Annotated in this window: 21 protein-coding genes; 13 read left to right on the top strand and 8 right to left on the bottom strand. The window is 68.8% G+C overall.

Annotated elements, in window-relative coordinates; genetic code table 11:
• The 8 genes from HPO96_RS04305 (at position 1) to HPO96_RS04270 (ending at position 12,997) form a co-directional block, all read left to right on the top strand.
• Positions 1-5,757 (top strand): phospholipase A2, encoded by a 5,757-nt coding sequence (locus tag HPO96_RS04305; RefSeq protein WP_171671165.1) that lies wholly within the window; start codon positions 1-3, stop codon positions 5,755-5,757.
• Between the two features lie 135 nt (positions 5,758-5,892).
• Positions 5,893-6,921 (top strand): rod shape-determining protein, encoded by a 1,029-nt coding sequence (locus tag HPO96_RS04300; protein WP_272954508.1) that lies wholly within the window; start codon positions 5,893-5,895, stop codon positions 6,919-6,921.
• Between the two features lie 2 nt (positions 6,922-6,923).
• Positions 6,924-7,856: a rod shape-determining protein MreC gene (gene mreC / locus HPO96_RS04295; protein ID WP_171671164.1), complete on the top strand. Its 933-nt coding sequence runs from the start codon at positions 6,924-6,926 to the stop codon at positions 7,854-7,856.
• Between the two features lie 3 nt (positions 7,857-7,859).
• Positions 7,860-8,396: a rod shape-determining protein MreD gene (gene mreD, locus HPO96_RS04290; protein ID WP_171671162.1), complete on the top strand. Its 537-nt coding sequence runs from the start codon at positions 7,860-7,862 to the stop codon at positions 8,394-8,396.
• A 76-nt stretch (positions 8,397-8,472) separates the two neighbouring features.
• Positions 8,473-10,530: a penicillin-binding protein 2 gene (mrdA, locus tag HPO96_RS04285; RefSeq protein ID WP_171671160.1), complete on the top strand. Its 2,058-nt coding sequence runs from the start codon at positions 8,473-8,475 to the stop codon at positions 10,528-10,530.
• Positions 10,530-11,696 carry a rod shape-determining protein RodA gene (gene rodA / locus HPO96_RS04280; protein ID WP_171671158.1) on the top strand — a complete coding sequence of 389 codons (1,167 nt, stop codon included), beginning with the start codon at positions 10,530-10,532 and terminating at the stop codon, positions 11,694-11,696. Before mrdA ends, rodA begins: the two co-directional genes overlap by 1 nt.
• A gap of 79 nt (positions 11,697-11,775) precedes the next feature.
• Positions 11,776-12,498, top strand: a complete 723-nt coding sequence (locus tag HPO96_RS04275) for a hypothetical protein (protein ID WP_171671157.1) — start codon at positions 11,776-11,778, stop codon at positions 12,496-12,498.
• Between the two features lie 55 nt (positions 12,499-12,553).
• On the top strand, positions 12,554-12,997 hold the full coding sequence (locus tag HPO96_RS04270; RefSeq protein WP_171671155.1) for a carboxymuconolactone decarboxylase family protein: 444 nt from the start codon (positions 12,554-12,556) through the stop codon (positions 12,995-12,997).
• A gap of 239 nt (positions 12,998-13,236) precedes the next feature.
• On the opposite strand, the gene HPO96_RS04265 is transcribed toward HPO96_RS04270, so the two are convergent.
• Positions 13,237-13,686: an Lrp/AsnC family transcriptional regulator gene (locus tag HPO96_RS04265; RefSeq protein WP_171671154.1), complete on the bottom strand. Its 450-nt coding sequence runs from the start codon at positions 13,684-13,686 to the stop codon at positions 13,237-13,239.
• Positions 13,687-13,764: 78 nt separating this feature from the next.
• Between HPO96_RS04265 and HPO96_RS04260 the strand changes: the two genes are divergently transcribed.
• From HPO96_RS04260 to HPO96_RS04240, 5 genes are read left to right on the top strand one after another with little or no spacing between them, the layout of a single operon-like run.
• The gene (locus tag HPO96_RS04260; protein ID WP_171671152.1) at positions 13,765-14,175 is read left to right on the top strand and encodes a DUF2000 family protein; all 411 of its coding nucleotides are present in this window, start codon (positions 13,765-13,767) and stop codon (positions 14,173-14,175) included.
• An 11-nt stretch (positions 14,176-14,186) separates the two neighbouring features.
• On the top strand, positions 14,187-14,933 hold the full coding sequence (locus HPO96_RS04255) for an alpha/beta fold hydrolase (protein ID WP_171671150.1): 747 nt from the start codon (positions 14,187-14,189) through the stop codon (positions 14,931-14,933).
• A 10-nt stretch (positions 14,934-14,943) separates the two neighbouring features.
• Positions 14,944-15,477 carry a hypothetical protein gene (locus HPO96_RS04250; protein ID WP_171671148.1) on the top strand — a complete coding sequence of 178 codons (534 nt, stop codon included), beginning with the start codon at positions 14,944-14,946 and terminating at the stop codon, positions 15,475-15,477.
• Positions 15,474-15,926, top strand: coding sequence for a hypothetical protein (locus HPO96_RS04245; protein WP_171671147.1), 453 nt, complete (start codon positions 15,474-15,476; stop codon positions 15,924-15,926). Before HPO96_RS04250 ends, HPO96_RS04245 begins: the two co-directional genes overlap by 4 nt.
• Positions 15,927-15,962: 36 nt before the next feature.
• Positions 15,963-17,894, top strand: coding sequence for a TIGR03960 family B12-binding radical SAM protein (locus HPO96_RS04240; RefSeq protein WP_171671145.1), 1,932 nt, complete (start codon positions 15,963-15,965; stop codon positions 17,892-17,894).
• A gap of 32 nt (positions 17,895-17,926) precedes the next feature.
• Here the strand turns inward: HPO96_RS04240 and HPO96_RS04235 are convergent, their stop codons facing one another.
• The 7 genes from HPO96_RS04235 to HPO96_RS04205 form a co-directional block, all read right to left on the bottom strand.
• The gene (locus HPO96_RS04235) at positions 17,927-18,298 is read right to left on the bottom strand and encodes a hypothetical protein (RefSeq protein WP_171671143.1); all 372 of its coding nucleotides are present in this window, start codon (positions 18,296-18,298) and stop codon (positions 17,927-17,929) included.
• Positions 18,299-18,385: 87 nt separating this feature from the next.
• Entirely contained in the window at positions 18,386-19,285 is a 900-nt protein-coding gene (locus HPO96_RS04230) for a M28 family metallopeptidase (protein ID WP_171672365.1), read from the bottom strand.
• Positions 19,286-19,616: 331 nt separating this feature from the next.
• Positions 19,617-19,778 carry a hypothetical protein gene (locus HPO96_RS04225; protein WP_171671141.1) on the bottom strand — a complete coding sequence of 54 codons (162 nt, stop codon included), beginning with the start codon at positions 19,776-19,778 and terminating at the stop codon, positions 19,617-19,619.
• Between the two features lie 110 nt (positions 19,779-19,888).
• On the bottom strand, positions 19,889-22,096 hold the full coding sequence (locus HPO96_RS04220) for a DUF8189 domain-containing protein (RefSeq protein ID WP_238354691.1): 2,208 nt from the start codon (positions 22,094-22,096) through the stop codon (positions 19,889-19,891).
• 229 nt (positions 22,097-22,325) lie between these two features.
• Positions 22,326-23,306, bottom strand: a complete 981-nt coding sequence (locus HPO96_RS04215; protein WP_171671140.1) for a GNAT family N-acetyltransferase — start codon at positions 23,304-23,306, stop codon at positions 22,326-22,328.
• 40 nt (positions 23,307-23,346) lie between these two features.
• Entirely contained in the window at positions 23,347-24,225 is an 879-nt protein-coding gene (locus HPO96_RS04210) for a prephenate dehydratase (protein ID WP_171671138.1), read from the bottom strand.
• 38 nt (positions 24,226-24,263) lie between these two features.
• Entirely contained in the window at positions 24,264-25,070 is an 807-nt protein-coding gene (locus HPO96_RS04205; RefSeq protein ID WP_171671137.1) for a lysophospholipid acyltransferase family protein, read from the bottom strand.
• Positions 25,071-25,154 lie beyond the last annotated feature (84 nt).

Below are 25,154 nucleotides of genomic sequence, written 5' to 3'. Positions count from 1 at the left end.
ATGAGAAGAGTTCTGCGACGGCCTGCAACCGCAGCTGTGGTGGGCCTGCTGGCCCTCACCTTGACCGCACCGGCCAACGCGGCGCCGGTTGGCGTACCGGTCGCCAAACCGGAGGTACCGGGTGTGCAGTCCGCGCCTACCGTGCAAACGAAGGACTTCGTCCCACCGAAGGCTCCTGCGGCGCCGGTGCGTGCGGAGACGCCGGCCCGGACGGTGTGGCCCACTGCGGACCGGGTTCCGGTTCGGGCCGCGTCGCCTGGGGTGAAGGTGACGATGGGGCCGCGAGGTAAGGACGAGCTCACGTTCCAGGTCCAGCGGACCGATGGGAAGCGTGCGGGCACCACTCGGGTCACAGTGGACTACTCCGCGTTCAGAGACTCGTTCGGTGGTGACTGGGCGTCCCGGCTGCGGGTTGTCGGTGGGCAGAACCAGCGCAACGACACCACGGCGAACAAGCTGTCCGCCGACGTCCCGATGGGCACTTTCACGGTTGCGGCCGCGCCAGAAGGCTCGGCCGGAACCTACAAGGCGACGTCGTTGTCGTCGTCGGGCAGTTGGCAGGTGGCGACGGCCAGCGGCGGGTTCTCCTGGGGCTACAGCTTTCCGGTGCCCAAGGTGCCCGGTGGCCTCGAGCCGGAGTTGGCGGCGTCGTACTCGTCGCAGAGTGTCGACGGGCGCACGGTCGCGACCAACAACCAGCCGTCGTGGATCGGTGAGGGCTGGGACCTGGGCGGCGGCTTCATCGAGCGCGCCTACAAGGCGTGCGCGGACGACCTGGATGGGAACAACGGGAAGACCAAGACCGGTGACCTGTGTTGGGAGACCGAGAACGCGGTCATGTCCTTGGGGGAGCGCTCCGGCCGATTGGTGTTCCAGAACGGCACCTGGCGTCCAGAGAGCGACGACGGCACCAAGGTCGAGCACGTCCTGCGCACAGCCGGGATCAACGACGACGACAACGGTGAGTACTGGAAGATCACTACACCGGACGGTACGCAGTACTACTTCGGTCTGAATCGGCTGCCGGGCTGGACCGCCGGCAGAGCGGCCACGAACTCGACGCTGGGCGTTCCGGTCTACGGAAACGACAGCGGCGAGCCCTGCTACAAGGCGACCTTCGCAGCGAGCGCCTGTCAGCAGGCGTACCGCTGGAACGTCGACTACGTCGTCGACCGCAACGGCAACGCGATGAGTTACTACTACGACGTCGAGAGCGGCAGGTACGGTCAGAACCTCGGTGCGAGCGTTGCGACGTACGCACGGAACGCAGTGCTGAAGCGGATCGAGTACGGACTGCGGGACGGCGAAGCGTACGCTCAGGCGCCAGCACGCGTTGTGTTCACCACCGCGGACCGCTGTGCGGCTGGGCAGAACTGTGCCGTGCGCGACGCCAAGAGCTGGCCCGATGTCCCGTGGGACACCGAGTGTGCGAAGGCAGACTGCAAGGACGAGCTGTCCCCGAGCTTCTGGACGACGAAGCGGCTGGCGAAGGTGAACACACAGGTGTCGGCCGGCGGTGGCAACTACGCCCATGTCGACCAGTGGGATCTCGCACAGAGCTATCCGGCACCAGGAGACGCGACTGCGGCGCCCCTCTGGCTGGACTCGATCACCCGCACCGGACTGGCCACCGATACGCCGGTCCACCTGCCACCGGTGAAGTTCGGTTACGAAATGAAGCCCAACCGGGTCGACTCCGCACCGGACGGTCTGCCGGCTCTGAACCGGCCGCGCATCATCAGCGTCACCAACGAGTCCGGTGGCCGGACCAACGTGACGTACGCCGCCGCGAACTGCACACCGACCACGCTGCCCACTCCGGCCAGTAACGGCAAGCGCTGCTTCCCGGTCCGCTGGGTGATGGCGCCAGAGGTCGAGCCGCGGAACGACTGGTTCCACAAGTACGTCGTCGGCGAGATCACCGAGGACGACACCGTCACCACCAACTACGACACCCGCACGACGTACAGCTACGAAGGCAACGCTGCTTGGGCGTACGACGACAATCCGCTCGCCGACCCGAAGTTCCGCAGCTGGACGGACTGGCGTGGCTACGAGAAGGTTCTGATCACCAAGGGCGATCTGACCCAAGAGCCGACCAGTCCGCAGTCGGCAACGCGCTACCAGTACTACCGGGGGCTGGGTGGCAATCTGACCGACTCCAGTGGCGCAGTGGCGCCAGATCTCAAGCAGTACGCCGGTTCGCTGCGTGAGGAGATCACCTACAACGGTGTGGGTGGCTCTGTGGTCAGCAGCGAGATTCACGACCCGTGGTCCCGGCGGACCGCGCAGCAGGCGCCGTACGAGGCCTATCAGGTCGAAGAGGCTCGGCTGATCAGCCGGACCGGCTTGGCCGCCGGCGGCTTCCGCACCACCGAAGTGCAGACCAAGTACGACGAGTACGGCAATGAGACCGAGATCAACGACCTCGGCGACACCGGCACTGCTGCCGACGACCGCTGTACGACGAAGACCTACAGCCCGAACCCGGCCAAAGGCCTGATGGACCTGCCTGGGCGGGTCCGGACAGTCGCTGCGGCTTGTGGGGCGAGCTTCACGGAGGTCATCGAGGACACCGTGTCGACGTACGACGGCAACGGCAACGAGACCAAGGTGGAGGTCGCGAAGTCGTACAGCGGCGGTACGCCGACGTACCTGACCCAGACCACCACGACGTACGACGGCTACGGTCGCTCGCTGCAGATCAAGGATGCGCTCAACCGGCCCACGACAGCCGCGTACACCGACGTCAACGGTGTGACTACTGGGTTCACAAAGACCAACGCCGCCGGACACGTCACCAAGCAGACGGTCGATCCGCGGCTCGGTAAACCGGTGTCCAGCACGGACGCCAACAACCGGGTGACCTCGGCGACGTACGACGCACTCGGTCGGCTGACTGCGGTGTGGCAGCCCGGCCGGTCCAGCGCGAACCAGGAGACACCGCACGTCCAGTTCGAGTACGGCGTCCGGCAGACCGGTGGTCCGACCTGGGTGAAGACGCTCACGCTGAAGGCGAACGGCAACCAGCTCCCGTCGTACCAGCTGTTCGACGGCTTCCTGCGATTGCGCCAGACGCAGGCACCAAGCCCACTCGGCGGCCGCATTCTGACCGACGAGTTCACCAACAGCCGCGGGCTGGTCTTCTACAAGCGGTCACCGTTCTACGACACCACAACTGCGCCCGGTACGACGCTGGCCACAGCGGCCCACGGTGAGGTGCCGAACACGACAGTGATCGGCTTCGACGGCGCTGAGCGTCCGACAGCTGAGGTACATGTCGAGTTCAACGTGGAGAAGTGGCGCACGACCACGACGTACGGCGGCGACCGGGTCACTGTGCTGCCGCCGACTGGCGGCACGCTGACCACGACCGTCAGTGACGCACGTGGTCAGACGACGGCCCGCCTGCAGTACCAGGGCCGTACGACGAGCACTCCGGCGGATACGACCACTTACGGCTACAACAAGCGCGGTGACATGACATCGGTGCGTGACGCGGCCGGAAACGTCTGGCAGTACGAGTACGACGCACTCGGTCGCAAGACCAAGGTCGACGACCCGGACAAGGGCATCGCGACCATGACGTACGACGACGCCGGACAGCTCCTCAGCACGACGGACGCGCGCGGCAAGACCGTGACGACCAGCCACGACGACCTCGGTCGCAAGCTGGAGACGCGCAGTGGGTCCACGCTGCTGACCAAATCCGTGTACGACACTCTGGCCAAGGGGCAGCTGACCTCGTCGACCCGATACGTTGGCACGCACGAATTCGTCCGGTCGATCACAGGCTACGACGAGGCAGGTCGCTCCTCGGGGGAGCAGGTGGTGATTCCGGAGTCCGAGGGCAAGCTCGCGGGTACCTACACCACCAGCCAGACCTACGCCGACGACGGCAGCCTGTGGTCGACCGGTCTGCCCAAGCTGGGCGATGTGGCCGCGGAGACCCTGAACTACTCCTACGAGACCTCCGGTCAGCAGGACAAGGTCAGTGGCGCGCAGCCGTATGTGAACGACACGAAGTACACCGGGCTGGGGCAGGTCGCTCAGCAAGTGCTGGGGACTACGGCCAAGACGCTGTGGCGGACGACGTTCTACGACGCCGGCACCAGTCGGCTCAGCCAGGTCAAGACGCAGCGGGACGCGCAGGGCGACGTACTGGCCGCGAACCAGACCTACAGCTACGACCCGGCCGGAAACGTCAAGAAGATCAGTGACCAGGTCCAAGGCAGCCTGCTGGACACGCAGTGCTTCAGCTACGACCACCTGCGCCGTACGACGGCGGCCTGGACGGCAACCGACGACTGCGCGGCCGCTCCGAACGCTGCTCGGGTCGGTGGGCCTGCGCCGTACTGGCAGGAGTACACGTACGACCTGACCGGTAACCGCACCAAGCTCACCACCAAGGGGCTCGGTGGGGCAGCGGACAAGATCAGCACGTACGCCTACGGTCAGCCAGGCAGCGACCGGCCGCATGCGGTGCAGTCGGTGACTACGGGCTCCGCGGTGGCGTCGTACCAGTACGACGCAGCCGGCAACACCACCAGCCGGACTGGACCGGATGGCCAGCCGCAGCCGCTCATCTGGAGCGACGAGGGGCTAGTGACCGCTGCCGGTGGCAGCAGTTACGTGTACGACGCCGACGGGCAGGTGCTGCTCCGGCGCGACAGCGGCTCGACCACGTTGTTCGTCGGCTCGGGTGAACTGAAGCTGACGGGCACCGTCCTGAAGGGGACGCGGTACTACGACGGGCTTGGCGTCCGGACGGCCAGCGGGTTCAGCTGGACGGTGGACGACCGGTACGGCACCGCGCAGGCGGCGCTGGACGCGGCCACGCTGGCCATCACCACGCGGCTGCTCGACCCGTTCGGCGTCCCGCGCGGCTCGGCGTCCGGCTGGACCGGGGGAGACCGGGCCTTCGTGGACGGCGCGACCAACCCGGAGACCGGTCTGACCCGGCTCGGGGCCCGGGAGTACGACCCGGCGCTCGGCAAGTTCCTGTCGGTGGACCCGATCCTCGACCCGGCCGATCCGCAGCAACTGAACGCCTACGCGTACGGCAACAACAGCCCGGCCACCTTCACCGATCCGGACGGACTGCGGTTCTTCGAAGGTAACGACGGTCGATGGACCGACTCCCGGGCCAACCACCGCAAGGCTGCGGAGCGGCGCAAGGTAGCCAAGGCGAAGGCCTGTCAGGGCAAGTGCACCTGGTGGAAGAAGAAGCCGCGCAAGCTGCCGCTGGCCACGCCGAAGCAGCGCAAGAAGATGTACCAGAAGCTCACTGCGGACACCCCGGAGGCAGCGGCGCTGTTCCGGTACGCACGGGCGCACAAGGACGACCCCGAGTGGGCGCGGTACAAGTTCGACTGGGGCTCCGACGGCTGCAGCCAGGTGCCGAACCTGCAGCTCGAGGCGGCCTGCCAGCGGCACGACTTCGGCTACCGCAACAACGAGTCGGTCGGGCTGCACACCGACAAGGAGCGGGCCCGGATCGACAACATGTTCTATGCGGAGGCGAAGCGCGACACCGGTCTGGCAATCGTCGGGCCACTGGCCGGAAAGCAGCCGCGGACCGGGATCGGAGTCTTCGCTCCGCAGATCTACTACACCGGAGTCCGAGCGGCCAGCTGCTGGGACAACCCGTGCGAGTTGATGGGCAAGATGGTCGAGGACCAGTTCGGCGGGCCGGCGAAGGTGGCGGTCACCGTCGCCGACAACCTGGTCGGGCTCAGCGAGATGCTGTTCGAGTAGTGACCCGGGACCTCGTTTGAGTGAGGGGACCGATACGATGCGTGCTGGGCAGACGGGTCGTGTCGGTCCCCGGGTGGCGCTGGGTCCGCGCTTAGCCTGAGAATCCCGGACCCGAGCAGGTGGAGGGCCCCCGAGATGGCGAACAGCATGCTCGGCCGCGACATGGCGGTCGACCTCGGAACGGCCAACACCCTCGTCTACGTACGAGGGCGTGGCGTCGTCCTGAACGAACCGTCCGTGGTCGCGACCCGGACCGACGAGCCCCGCGAAGCCGTCGCGTTCGGTCACGAGGCGAAGAAGATGATCGGCCGGACGCCCGGTAACATCACCGCGATCCGGCCGCTCAAGGACGGCGTGATCGCCGACTTCGACGCCGCCGAGCAGATGCTGCGGTACTTCATCCAGCGGGTGCACCGGCGCCGGTACTTCGCCAAACCGCGGATCGTGGTCTGCGTGCCGTCCGGGATCACCGCGGTCGAGCAGCGCGCCGTCCGCGACGCCGGGTACATGGCCGGCGCCCGCAAGGTCTACATCATCGAGGAGCCGATGGCGGCCGCCCTCGGCTCCAACCTCGAGGTCCGCGACGCGACCGGCAACATGGTGGTCGACATCGGCGGCGGGACCACGGAGGTCGCGGTGATCTCGTTCGGCGGGATCGTCACCAGCCAGTCGATCCGGGTGGCCGGCGACGCCATCGACAAGGCGGTCGTGAACTACTGCAAGAAGGAGTACTCGCTGCTGCTCGGCGAGGCCACCTCGGAGCAGATCAAGATGACCATCGGGTCGGCCTTCCCGACCACCGACGGGCCGGACAGCGAGATCCGCGGCCGGGACATGGTCTCCGGCCTGCCGCGGACGGTGAAGGTCTCCTCGGCCAACATCCGGCAGGCGATCGAGGAGCCGATCACCGCGATCGTCGACGCGGTCAAGGCCACCCTGGACAAGACCCCGCCGGAGCTGGCCGGCGACATCGTCGACCGCGGCATCGTGCTGACCGGCGGCGGCGCGCTGCTGAAGGGGATGGACGAGCGGCTGCGGCACGAGACCGGGATCCCGATCCACGTCGCGGAGAATCCGCTGGACGCCGTCGTCCTGGGGGCCGGCAAGTGCGTCGACAACATCGAGACGCTGAACCGGATCCTCGTCACCGACAATCGGCGCTGACCATGCTCAAAGACCTCGGCACTCCGGCGCGCGGCCTGGTCCGGGCGGCCGGCGTCCCGCGGGAGGTCCGCCGCCGCCGGACCGTGCTGGTGCTGATCATCCTCGCCTGTTTCACGCTCATCGTGCTCGACGCCCGGCGCTCGGCCGGCTCACCGGTGGAGCCGTTGCGCACCGGCGCCGCGGCCGTCTTCGGCCCGCTGGAGTCGACCGCGAGCTCCGCGCGGCAGCCTGTGGACAACCTCCGGGACCGGTTCGCGGAACTGGATAGGTTGCAGGCAGAGAACGAAAAACTGAAAACTGACAACGACCAGCTGCGGCAGCAGCTGAACACCACCGACTACACGCGGAACCGGGCCGCCGAGCTGGATCGGCTGCTCCGGCTGGCGCCGAAGTTCACCATGACGCCGGCGCGGGTGATCGGGATGGGCAGCGCGCAGAGCTTCAGTCACACGGTCACCATCGACGCCGGCACGGCGGACGGCGTCCGCGTCGACCAGACCGTGCTGAACGGCAGCGGCTTGGTCGGCCGGGTGGTGCGGACGACGCAGGGCACGTCGACCGTGTTGCTGATCGGCGACCGTAACTCGACGGTCGGTGGGCGGTTGAACTCCACGATGGCGCTGGGGTTCGTCTCCGGCCGCGGTGAGGTCGGCGGCACGCTCGACTACAAGCTGGTCGATCTCAAGGCGCGCCCCCGCGCGGGGGACCGGATCGTCACCTGGGGTTCGAGCGGCAACGCGCCGTACGTGCCGGGGGTGCCGATCGGGGTCGTCACCTCGGTGACGGCGACGGCCGGCGCGCTCGGCTCCACCGCGATCATCAAGCCGTACGTCGATCCGACCCGGATCGACACCGTCGGCGTGGTGACCGGGCCACCCGCCCGGGCGCCGCGCGGCCAACTGAAACCGACTACGACAGCAGGGAAGGCGGGTTGACACGTGATCGCATTACGCATCGGGCTGGCGGCCCTCTTCTTGATGGTGGCCGTCACCGTCCAGACGTCCGTGCTGACCCAGATCGCCGTCGCCGGGGTCACGTGTGACCTGGTGCTGATCGTGGTGATCGCGCTCGCGCTGTCCCGCGGTCCGGAGTGGGGTGCGATCTCCGGGTTCGTCGGCGGCCTGCTGCTCGACGTCGTCCCGCCTGCCGATCACACCGCCGGCCGGTGGGCGCTCGCGCTGGCGATCGCCGGGTATGTGGCCGGGCTGATCCGGCGCGAGACCTCGGCCGGTCCGGTCGGGCCGCTCGGCGTCGCGCTCACCGTGGTCTTCGGCTCCGCGCTCTCCCTGCTCATCTACTCGGGGACGGGCGCGCTCCTGCACGACCCCGCGGTCGACTGGGGCCAGTTCGGCGTCCGCGTCGGGATCGCCGCCGGGTACGACGTGGTCGGCGCGATCGTCGTCATCCCGCTGGTGATGTGGGTGATGTCCCGCTTCACCGCGGCCCGGGAGCGGCGGCGGGTGGTGTCACGATGAGCGAGCGGAGCGAGTTCATCCATCAGTACAGCTTCTTACGAAGATCAGCCGCGCCCGCAGCGAAGCGAGGACGGGGATGAGCTTCGACTATTTCGAGACGCCGTTGAAGGCGCGGTTGCGGTTGTTCGTGATCGGCGTACTGGTCTTCTCGCTGTTCTGCACGCTGTTCGCCCGGCTCTGGTTCATGCAGGTGATGTCCAGCGCCGACTACACCCAGGCGGCCACGCAGAACCACACCCGGCAGGTGCTCGTCCCGGCACCGCGCGGGGTGATCGTCGACGCCAAGGGCCGGACGCTCGTCGGCAATCGGGTGTCGCTGGTGATCACCGTCGACCGGTCGGTGCTGGCCAAACTGCCCGACGCGCAGCAGGCCCAGGTGATCACCCGGCTGGCGAAGGTGCTCGGCCAGACGCCGCAGGAGCTCAAGGCGCGCACGATGCTGTGCGGCGAGCCCGGCGCCTCGAAACCGCCCGCCTGCTGGAACGGGACGCCGTACCAGCCGATCCCGGTCGCGAAGGATGTCAGCGAGCAGATCGCGATCGAGGTGATGGAGCGCCGGGAGGACTTCCCCGGCGTCGGCGCCGACTCGCAGACCCTGCGCAACTACCCCGCGCCCTACAACGTGAACGCCGCGCACATCCTCGGCTACCTCTCGCCGATCACCACCGAAGAGCTCGAGAAGCTGGACAAATCCGGCCAGGACTCCGTCCCGCACCGCTCGGATCTGGTCGGCCGGGCCGGTGTCGAGCGCACGTACGACCAGATGCTGCGCGGCGCCCCCGGCGTGAAGGACGTCATCGTCGATGCCGTCGGCTACACCACCGGCGTCGAGAAGCAGACCGCGCCGACGCCCGGCGCCACCGTGGTCAGCTCGATCGACGCGCGGATCCAGGCCGCGGTCGAGGCGCAGCTGCGCGGCGCGCTGTTCACCGCCCGCAAGCAGTACGACAAGATCACCAAACGCAACTACGTCGCGGACTCCGGCGCCGCGGTCGTGATGGACACCAAGACCGGCCGGGTGATCGCGATGGCGAGCTATCCCGATTACGACCCGGGCGTCTGGGTCGGCGGGATCAGCCAGCGCGAGCTCGACGCGCTCTACTCGCCGAAGTCCGGGACGCCGCTGGTCTCCCGGGCGCTGCAGGGCCAGCTCGCGCCCGGCTCGACGTTCAAGCCGATCACCACCGCGGCCGCGCTCGGCGCCGGGTACAGCCCGAAGACCCGGCTGGACTGCTCCTCGTTCCTCGAGGTCGGCGACCGCCGGTTCAAGAACTACGAGTCGGCCTCCTACGGCATGATCGGGTTCGATCGCGCGCTGGCGATCTCCTGCGACACCTTCTACTACCGGATCGCCTACGCGCTCTGGCTGCGTGCCGGCGGCAACTCCGGCGACCTCGACGCGCGGGACCCGCTGGTCGAGATGGCGAAGAAATTCGGCCTCGGGACGCCGACCGGGATCGATCTGCCCGGTGAGGTGAGCGGCCGGATCGCCGACCGGAAGTGGAAGAAGGAGTACTACGACGCCCAGAAGGACTACTACTGCAAACTCGCCGACAACCCGCCCGCCGGGACGTCCGCGTTCCTGAAGCAGTTCTCCCGGGAGTTCTGCGTCGACGGCTACCGCTATCGCGCCGGTGACGCGGTGAACTTCTCGATCGGCCAGGGCGACACCACGATCACGCCGCTGCAACTCGCGGTGATCTACTCCGCGCTCGCCAACGGCGGCACCTTGTACGAGCCGCGTGTGGTCGAGTCCTGGAAGGGCGCCAACGGCAAGACGCACGTGATCAAGCCGACCGTGAAGGCCAAGCTGCCGGTCTCGGCGAGCAACCTGCGCTACATCGACAAGGGCCTGAAGGAGACCGCCCGCAGCGGCACCGCGGCCTGGAAGTTCACCGGCTTCCCACTCGACAAGGTGCCGGTCCGGTCCAAGACCGGGACGGCCGAGGTCTACGGCAAACAGACCACGTCCTGGATGGCGGCGTACACCGATCGGTACGCCGTGGTGATGATGCTCAGCCAGTCCGGCACGGGTTCGGGCGCCGGCGGCGCGGCCGTGCGGAAGATCTACGAGACCTTGTACGACATCAAGTCCACCCCGCCGCCGGCCAAAGACCCGAAGAAGACCCCGTGATGGCGCAGCTGGCCCCGATCCGGACCAGACCGCGGATGGATCGGCGGTCCACCGTCTGGCACATCGACTGGGTGCTGGTCCTCGGCGTCGTCGCGCTGTCCGCGATCGGCGCGCTGCTGATCTGGTCCGCGACCCACAACCGGATGTCGCTGACCGAGGGCAACCCGCACTACTTCCTGCTCCGGCACGCGCTGAACTTCGCCATCGGGCTGGTGCTCGCGATCGGCGCGGCGGTCACCGACCACCGCCGCGTCCGGCTGCTCGCCCCGGTGCTGTACGGCGCCTCGATCATCGGGCTGGTCCTCGTCCTGGTGCCCGGGGTCGGCTCGGTGATCAACGGCTCCCGGTCCTGGATCCAGCTGCCGTGGATGTCGATCCAGCCCAGTGAGTTCGCCAAACTCGCGGTGATCGTCGGGATGTCGCTGCTGATCGCCGAGAAGGGCGAGACCGACCGCAACGACAGCGCCCGGACGATCGATATCGCGCAGGCGATCGCGGTCGCCGCGATTCCGGTGGTGCTGGTTCTGCTGCAGCCCGACCTGGGCACGGTGATGGTGCTCGGCGCGATCGTGTTCGGCATCATCGCGGTCTCCGGCGTCCCGAAACGCTGGATGCTCGGCATCGTGACGGCCGGCGTGGTGATCGCAACGCTGGCGATCCAGTTGCAGATCCTCAAGGACTACCAGATCGAGCGCTTCACCAACTTCGCGCGCCCCGAGCAGGATCTGCAGGGCAGCGGCTACAACGTGAACCAGGCCCGGATCGCGATCGGTAACGGCGGCATCTTCGGCCAGGGGCTGTTCAACGGCGGCCAGACGCAGAACGCGTTCGTCCCCGAGCAGCACACCGACTTCGTCTTCACCGTCGCCGGTGAGGAGCTCGGCCTGATCGGGGCCGGCGCGATCATCGCGCTGTTCGCGCTGATCCTGTTCCGCGGGCTGCGGATCGCGATCAACGCGCGGGATGCGTTCGGCCGGCTGGTCGCCACCGGCATCGTGTGCTGGTTCGCGTTCCAGGCCTTCGAGAACATCGGGATGACCCTGGGCATCATGCCGGTCACCGGTCTGCCGCTGCCGTTCGTCTCCTACGGCGGCTCCTCGATGTTCGCCGGTCTGCTCGCGATCGGCCTGCTGCAGAACATCCACCTCCGCTCGCACACCATCTGATCCGGTACGCTGCACCCTGCTCGGCCGCCGGTGGACATGCTGTCCACGATGCGGGTGTTTCCGCCACCCAAGGAATTCCATGACCAGGTTCCTGTCGTTCCCCTTTGCGCTCACCGCCGCCCTGACGCTCACGCTGACCGCGTGCGGCGGCAGCGACTCCCCGGCGTCGACCGATTCGCCGCCGCCGTCCGTCGCGCCTTCCGATCCGACGCCCAGCGGCCCGGTCACCAGGTCCGAGGAGAGCCTCGCGAAAGGCCTGCTGGAGCTGAGCGACCTGCCGTCCGGCTTCACCCGCGAGGAGGACGACGAGCCGGACAGCGGCACCAAGCCGTTCGGCTCGTCGAGCAGCCGCTGCAAGCCGCTGGTCAAACTGATGAACGCGGCCGCGGCGCCGGCCGCGGACTTCACCGCCGGCCGGTCGTTCTCGGGCGGTCCCTCCGGCCCGTACCTGGACTTCAGCCTCGACGCGATGGGCACCGCCGAGGGCGTCGCGACGCTGCGGGCGAAGTACGCCGAGGCCGTGACCGACTGCCCGAAGATCTCGATGCGCTCCGAGGGCGGCGGCAGCACGGTGATGCAGATCGACCTGCTGACCGCCCCCGAGTTCGGCACCGAGCCGTTGGCGTTCCGGCTGATGGGCGTGGACGGGCCGCGCCGCGGTCTGGAGTACAACACGTTCCTGACCGGGATCGGCGATGTCGCGCTCTCGGTCGAGGTGATGGCCGGCGACGAGCAGATCCTGGCGACCGCCGCCGAGGCCGCCGTCGTCAAGGCGCAGTCCGGGCTCGGCTCCGGCCAGTGACCCAGGTCACCGCAGCGGCTGTCACATCCGGGCGGGCCCGTCCTGTCGAGTAGGTATGGAACAACGCATCGACATGACCAAGGCGATGCCCGGCGGCGTGAAGGCCGTCTACGGCATCGAGGGCTACCTGCAGGGCGTCCTCGACCACACCCTGCTGCACCTGATCAAGGTTCGCGCCTCGCTGATCAACGGCTGCGGCTTCTGTATCGACATGCACACCAAGGACGCCCTCAAGGAGGGCGAGACCACGCAGCGGCTGTTCGGCCTGGCCGCCTGGCGTGAGGTCTCGTTCTACGACGACCGCGAGCGGGCCGCGCTCGACCTCACCGACGTGGTGACCGAACTCGGCCCGCACGGCGTCCCGGACGACGTCTGGAACGCCGCCGTCCAGCAGTTCGGCGAGGAGGGCACGATGAACGTGCTGCTCGCCATCGGCACCATCAACCTCTGGAACCGGCTCGCGATCTCGACCCGCACCCAGCCCCCGGTCACCGCCTGACGGGATCGGGAGGATCCCGGGGACGCGCGGGGCACAGGGCGCGTCCCCGGGTATCCCGGCCACTGCGGGAGCCAGTCACCCTCGTTCCGGCCTGGACCGCTAAACTCGCACTCCCGGCTGTCAGGCACCATCGGCTCCGCTCCCAGCGAAGGAGCAGGGGTGACCTGATCGTGGCCTGCGCCTGATAGGCGTGGCTGCGGGGAGGGGTGGGCGTGTGGCGCGCCCACCCCGGCCGGGGATCAGAGCGGGAGCACCGTCGTCCGATGGTGATGCTCGAAGACCACGGAGCTGCGGATATCAGCGATCTCCTGCCGCTTGGCCAGGTCGAGAACCAGGTCGCGGAGCGCCTGGGTGTCCTTGACCGCAACATGCGCGAGGAAGTCGCTCCCGCCCGAGACCATGAACATGTCCAGCGTTTGCGGCAGCCGCACCACGTAGTCCTGGAACGCGGTCGCCTTGGCCATCGCCTGCGGCCGGAGCTTGATCGAGATAATCGCCTGGGTGGACCGGTCGATGGCCTGCAGGTCGACCGCGGCGTGGTACCCGCTGATCACCCCGCGCTCGCGCAGCCCGCGGATCCGTTCCAAGCAGGTGGACGGCGCGATACCCAGCTCGGCGGCCATCTCCCGATTGGTCCGGCGTGCGTCGTTCTGCAGGATCCGCAGCAGCGCCGTATCAAGTTCGTCCATGACCATGAGTTTCGCAGATCTGCCGAACGTCGTTCGGTTGGCCAGTGAGATCGCCGTACGCCGAGCTAGATTCTCCTCGTGCTGACGAACAAGATCGTGGTCGTGATCGCCGACACGGCACCCGTCGGGGTCGCCTTGAACACTGCCGCGCTGCTCGGCGTCGCGCTCGGCCGGCATCACGACGACACCGTCGGTGCGGATACCGCCGACGGTGCCGGTGAGCCGCATGCGGGGATGTCGGCGTACCCGATCCCGGTGTTACGCGCCTCCGCGGAGCGCCTCCACGAGCTGCGGGAGCAGGCCGCGGCGCGGGACGGTGTGACCGTGCACGACATGAATCAGGTCGCGCAGCAGGCGCGCTCGTACGACCAGTTCGCCGACACGCTGAGCGGCACCAAGCCGGCCGACATCGAGTACCTCGGTCTCGGTCTGTACGGCCCGCGCCAAGCCATCGACTCGCTGACCGGATCGCTCGCGCTCTACCGGTAATACTGGGTCGCATGCGACTCGCGTACTCCGAAACCGGTCCTGCCGACGCGCCCGTCGTCCTGTTGGGGTCGTCCCTCGGCGCGGCGAGCGGCATGTGGGCGCCGCAGCTCGACGCGTTGGGCGCGCACTTCCGGCTGATCGCATTCGATCACCGCGGCCACGGCGCCTCCGAGGCGCCACCGGGCCCGTACACGATCGACGACCTCGGCAACGACGTGATCGAACTGCTCGACACGCTCGGGGTCGAGCAGGCGTCGTACGTCGGGATCTCGCTCGGCGGCGCGGTCGGTCTCTGGCTCGCCCAGCATGCGCCGGCCCGATTCCACCGCTTCGCCATCTTCTGCCCGCCGGCCAACCTGGCGGCGAATCCACAGCCCTGGCGGGACCGGGCCGCCCAGGTCCGCGCCGACGGCACCCAGGCCATCACCGAGGCGACCTTGGGGCGCTGGTTCCGTCCCGACTTCACCGGTGAGATCGAGCCCATCCGCCAGATGCTGCTCAGCACGTCCGACGAGGGGTACGCCGCCTGCTGCGAGGCCCTCAGCGCGACGAACCTCGTCCCCGAGCTGCCGAGCATCACGGCGCCGGTCCTGCTCGTGACGACGGACTCCGACACCAGCGTCCCGCCCGAGACCGTCGTCCCGCTCGCCGCCCAGATCCCCGGCGCGCACCTCGAGATCATCGAGAACGCCGCCCATCTGGTCACCTACTCGCACCCCGACATCGTCAACCCGCTGCTGCGCACCCATCTCGGCTAGCGTTGACCGGGTGAACGCCCACCCAGCCACCCGCCCCCGCGGCAGCCTCCTCGGCCTCGCGCTGGCGGTCGGCATGTTCGCCTTCTTCATCGCTGACGGCAGCAACGCCGACGGCCCGGCCGCCTTCGTCATCGCGATCGCCGTCGTCCTCACGCTGTTCCTGCTGGCAGTCGCCGCCGCCACCGCCCGCCGGCGCGCGCTCGAAGCCCCGGCGCCTGAGGAGCGTGAGTACCGCCCGCGCAGCCTCGCAGCCGTGCCAGGCGCCAGGTCGGTGAAAGTCCCCTGGAGGCGCTCGCAGACCGACGACGACTTCCTGCGGGTGACGGACGCCTTCCTGGCGGCGATGAGCGCGGCGCCGGCATCCGAGCAACGATCCGCCGAGCGGCTCCTGCTGTCCGTGATGAGCGACCCAAAGCAGCGCGTCGCTCATCACGAAGCACAGATCCCTGAGCTGGCGGGGGTCGTCACCGCGGTCCGGAACGCGTCATCCGTGCAGCTCGGCTATTTTCGCGCCGTCCTCGAGGCACGGCAGGCGCTGCGGTGATCGACGATCTGGCGAAGGTGCTGGACCGGGTGTCCGCCCCTGGTGACCTCGCGGTGGTGCTGCTGGTCGGGCCGGTCGCGTATGCGCTGGATGCAGGGCTGGATGTGATCGGCTTCCTGCCCGCGGGGTACGTCGCGGCGGCGGCGTCGTGTCTCGGGCTGGGGGTGAAGAAGGTGGTCGATGTTCGCTGGGGCGCCAAGCGGGAGCGCGAGGCGGCTGAGCGGCGCCGTACGGAGCTGCAGACCCGCGGCCAGGACCTGTGGAAGCGCACGGTGAAGGCGGGCGGCTCGCGGTATCTCGCGATGCGGTTGAACGACGAAATGGAGCTGCACCGGGACGGGATCACCACCGATGAGCAGCTGGAGAGCGTGCTCGCGCAGTGCCTGGAGGAGTACCGCGCATGGCACCGCTCGACGCTCGATTCCGGGCTGGAGGAGTCGCGGGGCTAATCTGGTAGGCGCATCGTCGCCGACCGGAAGTGCCTGATGACTGTCGAATCGCTGTTCCCGCGCCTGGAGGCGCTGCTGCCGACCGTGCAGAAGCCGATCCAGTACGTCGGAGGTGAGCTGAACTCGGTCAGCAAGGAGTGGGACGCCGCCACCGTGCGGTGGGCGCTGATGTACCCGGATGCGTACGAGGTCGGCCTGCCGAACCAGGGCGTCCAGATCCTGTACGAAGTGCTGAACGAGCGCGAGCACCTGCTGGCCGAGCGGACGTACTCCGTCTGGCCGGACATGGAGGCCGTCATGCGTGAGCACGGCATCCCGCAGTTCACGCTGGACAGCCACCGCCCGGTGCGCGCGTTCGACGTGTTCGGGCTGTCGTTCTCGACCGAGCTCGGCTACACGAACATGCTGACCGCGCTCGATCTGGCCGGCATCCCGCTGTACGCCGTCGATCGCACCGACGAGGACCCGATCGTCCTGGCCGGCGGGCACGCGGCGTTCAACCCGGAGCCGGTCGCCGACTTCGTGGACGCCGCCGTCCTCGGCGACGGCGAGGAGATCGTGCTGGCCATCTCCGAGGTGATCCGGGAGTGGAAGGACGAGGGCAAGCCGGGCGGCCGCGACGAAGTGCTGCTGCGGCTGGCGAAGACCGGCGGGGTGTACATCCCGAAGTTCTTCACCGTCGAGTACCTGGCCGACGGGCGGATCCAGCGCGTGGTGCCGAACCGGCCCGGCGTCCCGTTCCGGACGGCGAAGCACACCGTGATGGATCTGGACGCCTGGCCGTACCCGAAGAAGCCGCTGGTGCCGCTCGCGGAGACCGTGCACGAGCGGTTCTCGGTGGAGATCTTCCGCGGCTGCACGCGTGGCTGCCGGTTCTGCCAGGCGGGCATGATCACCCGGCCGGTGCGCGAGCGCAGTATCACCACGATCGGCGACATGGTCGACAACGGCCTGAAGCAGACCGGGTTCGAGGAGGTCGGCCTGCTCAGCCTGTCGAGTGCCGACCACACCGAGATCGCCGATGTGGCCAAGGGGCTGGGCGACCGGTACGAGGGCAGCAACGTCTCGCTGTCGCTGCCGTCGACCCGGGTCGACGCGTTCAACATCACGCTGGCCAACGAGTTCTCCCGGAACGGCCGGCGCAGCGGGCTGACGTTCGCGCCCGAAGGCGGGTCGGACCGGATGCGCAAGGTGATCAACAAGATGGTCACCGAGGAAGACCTGATCCGCACGGTGGCGGCGGCATACAGCCACGGCTGGCGGCAGGTGAAGCTGTATTTCATGTGCGGGCTGCCGACCGAGACCGACGAGGACGTGCTCGCGATCGCGGAGCTCGCGAAGAAGGTCATCGCGACCGGCCGCGAGGCGTCGGGGCGGAACGACATCCGCTGCACGGTGTCGATCGGCGGGTTCGTGCCGAAACCGCACACGCCGTTCCAGTGGGCCTCGCAGCTCGGCGTCGAGGAGACCGACGCGCGGCTCGCGAAGCTGAACCAGGCCATCCGGTCGGACAAGAAGTACGCGAAGGCGATCGGCTTCCGGTACCACGACGGCAAGCCGGGCATCATTGAAGGGCTGCTGTCCCGCGGTGACCGCCGGGTCGGGCGGATCATCGAGGCGGTCTGGCGCGACGGCGGCCGCTTCGACGGCTGGAGCGAGCACTTCTCGTACGAGCGCTGGATCGACTGCGCGGACAAGGCGCTCGCCGACCACCCGGTCGACCTGGCCTGGTACACGACGCGCGAGCGCGAGTACGCCGAAGTCCTGCCCTGGGACCACCTGGACTCCGGCCTCGACCGCGACTGGCTGTGGGAGGACTGGCAGGACGCCCTCGAGGAGGACGGCGCCCTGGAGGTCGACGACTGCCGCTGGACGCCCTGCTTCGACTGCGGCGTCTGCCCGCAGATGAACACCGAGATCCAGATCGGCCCGACCGGCAAGAAGCTGCTCCCGCTGTCCGTCGTCTGAGCGCGGGGCCCGCCGCCCGCGGGCCCCTCGCCTCAGCTACAGCCGAAGTTCACGTCCGGAGTGGTCTCGGTCTGGCCCTGCCAGCGCGCCACGCCCTTCCAGTACCCGCAGTCCGTGCCCGGCCCGAACCACGCCGCGCCGCCGGAGTACGCGTACGCCTCGTCGAACTTACTGAACGGCCCACCAGCACTGTCGCTGCGATGCAGCTCGACCAACACCTCGGTCACGCTGGTCGAGCACCCATCCAGCGAAACCGCGACATACAGCATCCCCGCGCTGGAGTAGACGCCCTTCGCGATGTGCAGATCGCACGCCTGCGCGCCGGTCCCCGTGGCCTGCGCCGGCCCCGCAGCCAGCCCAACACCCGCCACCGCCGCGAGGACGGCCCCAAGAAGTTTCCTCATCCCCAGTCCCTTCGGTTAGAAAATAACAGAAGCCCTGCAGACTAGGTGATTTTATGCCTAAATTCGACCCTTTTCGCTCCGGCCGAATCAGCCGGTGGTGAAGATGTCGATCCGGCCGGGGCCCCAGGAGACGATCGGGCCGGCGGGGCGGGGGCGGGGGATGGGCTCGAGCCAGGTGGCGAGGGCGGCGGCGTTCATTCGGAGGATGTCGGCGGCGTAGGCCCAGTCGAGGTGGTTCAGGGTGTCGTTCGCGGTGTGGATGTTCGCGTTGGCGGAGTCGCCGCCCTCGATCGTCAGGACGGCGGGGATGCCGGCGTTGAGGAACGGGACGTGATCGCTGGCGAACGGGTGCAGGGAGGTCTCGACGGTCAGGCCGGTGTACGTCGCGGCCGCGTTCGCCAGGGTGGTGATGAGGCTCTGGGAGAGTGCGGCGCCTTCGAGGAGCACGGTCGGGGTGGTGGTGTTGCGGGTCGCGATCATGTCGAGGTTGAGGACGGCGCGGATTCTGTTCCGCTCGGCCGGTGGGAGGGCGGCGACGTACTGCTTGCTGCCGAACAGCCCTTGTTCCTCACCCCCGAACAGGATCAGCCGGACGCCGTGCCGCCAGCTCCCGCTCGCGAGCACCCGGCCCAGCTCCAGCACCCCCGCGGCCCCACTCGCGTTGTCGTCCGCCCCCGGCGCGGCCCCCGCCGGCCCACCCACATGGTTCACCGAATCCAGATGAGCCGTCACCAGCACCACCCCGTCGTCGGCGCCCGCGCGCTCCCCGATCACATTCTGCGAGCTCTTCGCCCCCACGCTGATCTGCTGCCGCCGCGTTTGGTAGCCCATAGCAACCATCCGCGCCGCGACCCGATCAACCGCCGTCCCGTACGCCGCACTCGTCGAATGCCGGGTCGGCAACCCTGCCAGCCACTCCACCTCCTCCCGAAACGCCGCCACATCCACCCGCTCCACCACCCCCGCATCCTCGCGCCGCCCCACCATCCCCGTCACCCGCTCAACCACCACCCCCGGCTTCAAAACCTCAACCCGCCAACAGTTGTTCGACCGCCGTCGCGGCCGATCTCCCGCCGAAATCACCAGGTGCCGCCCCCGCCGCACAATCGGCCGAACCCCCGGAAACTCCTCCTCAAAACTCCGCCCCACCTGAGTGACCAGCAACAACCCAGGCGCCGTCCTCGCCCCCCTCCCCACCCGAACCCCTTCCCCACCCCAAACCACCCCCGCCTCCCCAACCCGAGCCCAACAAACCCCTTCTTCTTCTGTAGAACTGCGGGTATGAGTGGGGATGAGGAGGTAGCGGATGGTGGGCATGTCAGGTCTCCCAGCGGATTTCCAGGCGGTCGGGGGTGGCGGTGACGATGTGGCCGTTGGTGAGGGTGCCGGTGTGGGTCCAGTGGCCGGCGGGGCTGGGGGTGGGGGTGTCGGCGGGGCCGATGGCGTAGGTGAGGAGGGTGCCGTCGGGGCGGAACTCCACCCCCCGCCGGCCGCGGGCCGGTGGGAAGGTGAAGTCGTCGCGGCGGTAGACGGTGAGTCCGTCGTGGTCCTCCTCGAAGGAGTGCGTCCACCGGCCGGGGACGTGGGTGGTCAGCTCAGGACCACCTCTCCGATCGAGAGCGGCTGTTCGGCGGGGATCTCGGTGGGGATGGTGAGTTTGAAGTCCGAGATCGTGCCGCCGAGAGCTTCGAATCCGGTCAGCGACGGGCCCCACGCCGTCCCGTCCCACCACTTGTGGAAGAGCTGTTTGTCGGTCCCGGTGACGAAGACGTCCAGCCGGTTCGGCCCCCAGGAGACGACCCGCGGCTCGTCGGTGCAGACGCCGCCCTGGTACTCCCAGCCCGACCATGTCGACCCGTCCCACCACTGGTGGTAGAGGGCCGAGTCCGTCCCGAGGACGAACACGTCGAGCCGGTTCGCGTCCCAGGAGACGACCGTGGGCGCCGTCGTACAGACGCCGCCGAGCGACTCCCAGCCGGACCACGCCGATCCGTCCCACCACTTGTGATACAGGGCCGAATCGGTCCCGATCACGAACAGATCCAAGCGGTTCGGCCCCCAAGCCACGGCACGCGGCGGCGAAGCGCAGACGCCGCCGAGCGACTCCCAGCCCGACCACACCGAGCCGTCCCACCACTGGTGGTAGACGGCGTTGTCCGTGCCGAGTACGAACACGTCCAACCGATCGGGGCCCCAGGCAACAACCTCCGGTGGGCTCATGCAGATTCCGCCCAGGTATTCGTACCCGGTTGCCGACGGTCCCCAGGCCGCGCCGTCCCACCACTTGTGGTAGAGCGCCCGGTCCGTCCCGAGGACGAACGCGTCCAGCCGGTTCGGGCCCCAGGTCGCCAGCCGCGGCGGGCTCATACACGTCCCGCCGAGGTACTCCCACCCGGTCACCGACGGTCCCCACGCGGCCCCGTCCCACCATTTGTGATAGACCGCGTGGTCGCTCCCGAGCACGAACGCGTCCAGCCGGTTCGGCCCCCACGACGCGACCTCGGGCGCGCTCATACAGATCCCGCCCATGTACTCGTACCCGGTCACCGACGGTCCCCAGGCCGTCCCGTCCCACCACTTGTGGTACGTCGCCAGATCCGTCCCGAGCACGAACGTGTCGAGCCGCCCGGAGCCCCACGACACCGTCGAGCCGGCCGGCTCCGGCGTACCGGACCCGCCGCCCGACACCGGCAGGCTGCCGCGCACCGTGTCCAGACAGGCCTCCATCCGGGCGACCTGGTCATGGGTGAACATCACCATCCCGCGGTCGTCGGTGTAGTCCATGTAGTTCACGAACAGATCGCCGTTCGGCCCGTTGCTGCACGACAGCTTCGGGAACGTCGGTACGCCGAAGTTCGGGCCGCCCTGGTTCGGGGTGTCGGCCACCTCGTCCGTCCCGCTGCAGCCCGTCCCGTCGTCACCCCAGATGTGGAACAGGTTCAGGTAGTGCCCGATCTCGTGCGTCGTCGTTCGCCCGAGGTTGAACGGCGCGGCCGCCGTCCCGTTCGTCCCGAACCCCGAGTGCAGGACGACGACGCCGTCGGTCTCGGCCGGCCCGCCGGGGAACTGCGCGTACCCGAGCAGGCCGCCGCCGAGCTGGCAGACCCAGATGTTCAGGTACCGGTCCGTCGGCCAGGGGTCGATCCCGCCGGACGCCGACGACTTCACCCCGTCGTCGGTGCCGAACGACGTCCGCGTGGTCTGCGTCCTGGTGATACCGGACGTCGGATTCCCGTTCGGGTCCTCGGTCGCCAGGAAGAACTCGATCCGGGCGTCCGCGACCAGCCCGCCGAACGGCGCCGGCACGATCCCGAGGTCGGCGTTCGTGGCCCGGAAGTCGTGGTTCAGCACGTCCAGCTGGCTGTCGATCTGCGCCTGCGAGATGTTCTGCGCGGGCGTCTTCCAGACCACGTGCACCACGCACGGGATCCGCGCGACGCCGCTGAACCGCTGCTGGCGGGACAGGTACAACGTGGTCGCGTTCTCCAGCGCCGACCGGGTCAGCGCGTACTCCGGTGAGTTCGTCAGCAGCCGCCGGTGCACGTCCATCACACCGCACTGCCGCCGCGTCGGGTACTCCGTGCGCCCCGGTCCAGTGCCGCTCATACCGGCGCTTCCGTCCATCCCGGCGCCGCCCGCCGCGCCGCCGCCGCTCATCGTGGTCGACCCGCCCGCCGGGCCCTTCATCGCATCGCCGCCGGACGCCGCGTTCATCCCCGCGGCGCCGCCGGTCGCACTGCTCATCCCCGTGTCCGGCGTGCCGTTCGCCGCTACCTTGCCGTTGGCCTTCCTCGGCATGTCCTTCCCCCTAACGCAGGGGGCACTCGATGCGGGCCCTGACCGTCGATCTCACCCCCAGCGCAAGCCCCGGCCGACGACGATCCCTAACCGTCGCCACCCACCGAACAGCCGGCCCCCAAGTCGCTGCTCTGCCTTCACCATCCTCCGCTCACGCCCCGCACACAACCCCTCGCGCACACTCCGTCAACTTCATCAAAACGCTTGCTGGGTTGACGATCCGGGCGATTCACCTGACGGCGAGTTCCCAGGTGGTGCGGATGTTGACCGGCCGGAAGCCCAAGCGGTCGTTGACCGCGATCATCGGCGCGTTCTCGGGTGCGTTCCAGGTGTGCAGGACCGCAGGGCGAGCGAGCCCTGCCTGCAGGGCGCGCAGATTGGGCGCCTTGACCGCCAGGCCCAGACCGTGCCCGCGATGGGACCGACGGACGTACGTGTCGTACTGACCGAGCCGATCGGGCGTCTCCGGCGTCCCGCCCATCTGCGTGTACGCCGCCAGCTCGCCGGATGCGCCATGGACGGCGGCGGTCGTGTAGGTGAAGCGTCCCTGGGCAAGGCGTCGCGCCTCGGCCTCGCGAATCAGCTGCGGCGTCCACAGCACGGGCTCCGTCGTCCGCTCACCGGCTGGGACGTCCTGACTCATCCCGGTCTGCAGGTCGGCGAACTGCTCGAGCCATTCCACCGGCGTGTGCTCCCGCCACTGCACCAGCTCATACCCAGGCACGGCACGTTCCTGGACGTCGATCGGCAGTTCGAGCACCTGGTGCAGTTCGGAGTGCTTCCGCACGAACCCGCGGGCCGCGGCGAACGCCGAACCAGGGCTGTCGCCCGTCACGGGATCGCCGGCCAGGTTCACCCCTGACAGCACCCGCCGGCCGGCAGACCTGGCCCAGTCGATGGCAACGTCCAGCAACCGCGTCGCAATCCCACGCCGCCGGTACGCCGGCGCGACCGCGAACTCGACGTCGACCGTGTCGGTGTTCCCCGCCAACCACCAGTCGAACCAGACGACCCCGGCCCAGACGTCCCCGTCGACCAGGCCGGCGCCGTCGGCCCGGACGTCGGTGTGCGTCCCCGCCATCAGGACGCGAGCCTCCTCGGCGCCGAGCCCGACCGGGAACTCGAGCTCCTCCTGCCGGACGGCGTACTTCACCGCGTAGAACTGCCGGAAGACCTCGGCGTCGCGCCCGTCGACGTTCACGATGTGCATTCCCGCACCCAATCAGGCGCGGCGAGCACTCGCGACAGGTTTAGTGGTGCGGGCGGAGGGCTCGGTTGGCGGCGGGTTCGGCGATCTGGGCGCGGAAGGGGTGGGCGGGGTAGACGCCGAGGAGGCGGACCTCGACGGAGAAGAAGGCGAGCTCTTCGAGGGCGAGGGCGACGTTCGGGTCTTCGGGATGGCCTTCGATATCGGCGTAGAACTGGGTGGCGAAGAACATGCCGCCGAGCTGGTAGGACTCCAGCTTGGTCATGTTGACGCTGTTGGTGGCGAAGCCGCCGAGGGCCTTGTAGAGCGCCGCGGAGACGTTGCGGACCCGGTAGATGAAGCTGGTGATGATCGGGCCGGAGCCGACCGCCGGTACGACGGGCTCGCGGGACAGGACCAGGAAGCGGGTCGTGTTGTGGTGCTCGTCCTCGACGTCGGTGGCCAGGGTCTGCAGGCCGTAGAGGTCGGCGGCGGCGCGCGGGGACAGCGAGGCGACGGTCGGGTCGTTCAGCTCGGCGACCTCGCGGGCCGAGCCGGCCGTGTCATCGGCGACGATCGTGGCCCAGCCGTGCTCGCGGATGATCTTGCGGCACTGACCGAGCGCGTGCACGTGACTGCGGACGGTCGTGATCTGGTCGATCGTCGCCCCGGGCACGGCCATCAGCTGGAAGTGGATCGGCAGGAAGTGCTCGCCGATGATGTGCAGCCCGGACTCCGGCAGCAGGTGGTGGATATCGGCCACCCGGCCGGCGATCGAGTTGTCGATCGGGATCATCGCCAGCCCGGCGCGGCCGCTGCTGACGGCGTCGAGGGCGTCCTCGAACGTCGTACAGGGCAGCTGCGCGCGTCCCGGGAACATCTCGGTGCAGGCCATCGCCGAGTTGGCGCCTGGCTCACCCTGATAAGCGATCGGTCCGTCCACGACTTCCAGACTAGACCCCGGTCATCTCAACCAGCGGATCAGGTGTCCGTCTTGCGGACCTTCTTCGGCGCTCCGGTGACCGCCCGGCCCTCCAGCGACTTCGCCTTGGTGGCGTACATGTCGAGGTACTCCTGGCCGGACAGCTCCATGATCTTGTACATGATCTCGTCGGTGACGGCGCGCAGGATCAGCCGGTCGCTCTCCATCCCCTCGTAGCGGGAGAAGTCCAGCGGCTCGCCGAACTTGACCGTCGGCGAGGCGAACGACGCCACCACCTTGCCGGGCGGGGCGACGACGTCCGTGCCGATCACGCCGCACGGGATCACCGGGACCTTGGCCTCCAGCGCCAGCCGGGCCACGCCCGTCCGGCCCTTGTAGAGCCGGCCGTCGTGCGAGCGGGTGCCCTCGGGGTAGATGCCGAACAGGTCGCCGCGCTCCAGCACCTTCATCCCGGCCCGCATCGCGCCCTCGGACGCCGAGCCGCCGGAGCGGTCGATCGGCACCTGGCCGGTGCCCTTGAAGAATCCGCGCTGGAACCGGCCCTTGATCCCGGCGCCGGTGAAGTAGTCCGATTTCGCGACGAACGTCACCCGCCGGCGCAGCGCCAGCGGCATGAAGATCCAGTCGGCGTACGAGAGGTGGTTGCTCGCGATGATCGCGGCCCCCTGCTCGGGCACGTGCTCGGCGCCGATCACGTTCGGCCGGAAGATCCGCTTCACCGGCGGTCCGACGATCACGTTCCGCAGCAACCAATAGATGCCCTTGCCGTCACCGTCGGCCGCGGCGTCGACGACCGGGTCTCCCCGGGTCGGTTCGGGCCGTGGCGACTGCGCCGGTTCCGTCATCGATGTCCTCTCCTCACAGTTCCCCGAGTGCTCATGATGCCGCACGCGGGCCCGGGATGGGCAGCAAGTCGGCACGCGGAAGGT

The sequence above is a fragment of the Kribbella sandramycini genome, assembly GCF_013131805.1.
GTDB lineage: Bacteria > Actinomycetota > Actinomycetes > Propionibacteriales > Kribbellaceae > Kribbella > Kribbella sandramycini.
The sequence above is the reverse complement of the archived record's forward strand: the minus strand, read 5'-3'. Positions and strand labels throughout refer to the sequence as shown.

What these genes read in the sequence shown, in the direction of transcription:
- HPO96_RS04305 (WP_171671165.1), top strand. Translation starts at nt 1, where the DNA reads ATGAGAAGAGTTCTGCGACGGCCTGCAACCGCAGCTGTGGTGGGCCTG.
- HPO96_RS04300 (WP_272954508.1), top strand. Translation starts at nt 5,893, where the DNA reads ATGGCGAACAGCATGCTCGGCCGCGACATGGCGGTCGACCTCGGAACG.
- mreC (WP_171671164.1), top strand. Translation starts at nt 6,924, where the DNA reads ATGCTCAAAGACCTCGGCACTCCGGCGCGCGGCCTGGTCCGGGCGGCC.
- mrdA (WP_171671160.1), top strand. Translation starts at nt 8,473, where the DNA reads ATGAGCTTCGACTATTTCGAGACGCCGTTGAAGGCGCGGTTGCGGTTG.
- rodA (WP_171671158.1), top strand. Translation starts at nt 10,530, where the DNA reads ATGGCGCAGCTGGCCCCGATCCGGACCAGACCGCGGATGGATCGGCGG.
- HPO96_RS04275 (WP_171671157.1), top strand. Translation starts at nt 11,776, where the DNA reads ATGACCAGGTTCCTGTCGTTCCCCTTTGCGCTCACCGCCGCCCTGACG.
- HPO96_RS04270 (WP_171671155.1), top strand. Translation starts at nt 12,554, where the DNA reads ATGGAACAACGCATCGACATGACCAAGGCGATGCCCGGCGGCGTGAAG.
- HPO96_RS04265 (WP_171671154.1), bottom strand. Translation starts at nt 13,686, where the DNA reads ATGGACGAACTTGATACGGCGCTGCTGCGGATCCTGCAGAACGACGCA.
- HPO96_RS04255 (WP_171671150.1), top strand. Translation starts at nt 14,187, where the DNA reads ATGCGACTCGCGTACTCCGAAACCGGTCCTGCCGACGCGCCCGTCGTC.
- HPO96_RS04240 (WP_171671145.1), top strand. Translation starts at nt 15,963, where the DNA reads ATGACTGTCGAATCGCTGTTCCCGCGCCTGGAGGCGCTGCTGCCGACC.
- HPO96_RS04235 (WP_171671143.1), bottom strand. Translation starts at nt 18,298, where the DNA reads ATGAGGAAACTTCTTGGGGCCGTCCTCGCGGCGGTGGCGGGTGTTGGG.
- HPO96_RS04230 (WP_171672365.1), bottom strand. Translation starts at nt 19,285, where the DNA reads ATGGTGGGGCGGCGCGAGGATGCGGGGGTGGTGGAGCGGGTGGATGTG.
- HPO96_RS04220 (WP_238354691.1), bottom strand. Translation starts at nt 22,096, where the DNA reads ATGCCGAGGAAGGCCAACGGCAAGGTAGCGGCGAACGGCACGCCGGAC.
- HPO96_RS04215 (WP_171671140.1), bottom strand. Translation starts at nt 23,306, where the DNA reads ATGCACATCGTGAACGTCGACGGGCGCGACGCCGAGGTCTTCCGGCAG.
- HPO96_RS04205 (WP_171671137.1), bottom strand. Translation starts at nt 25,070, where the DNA reads ATGACGGAACCGGCGCAGTCGCCACGGCCCGAACCGACCCGGGGAGAC.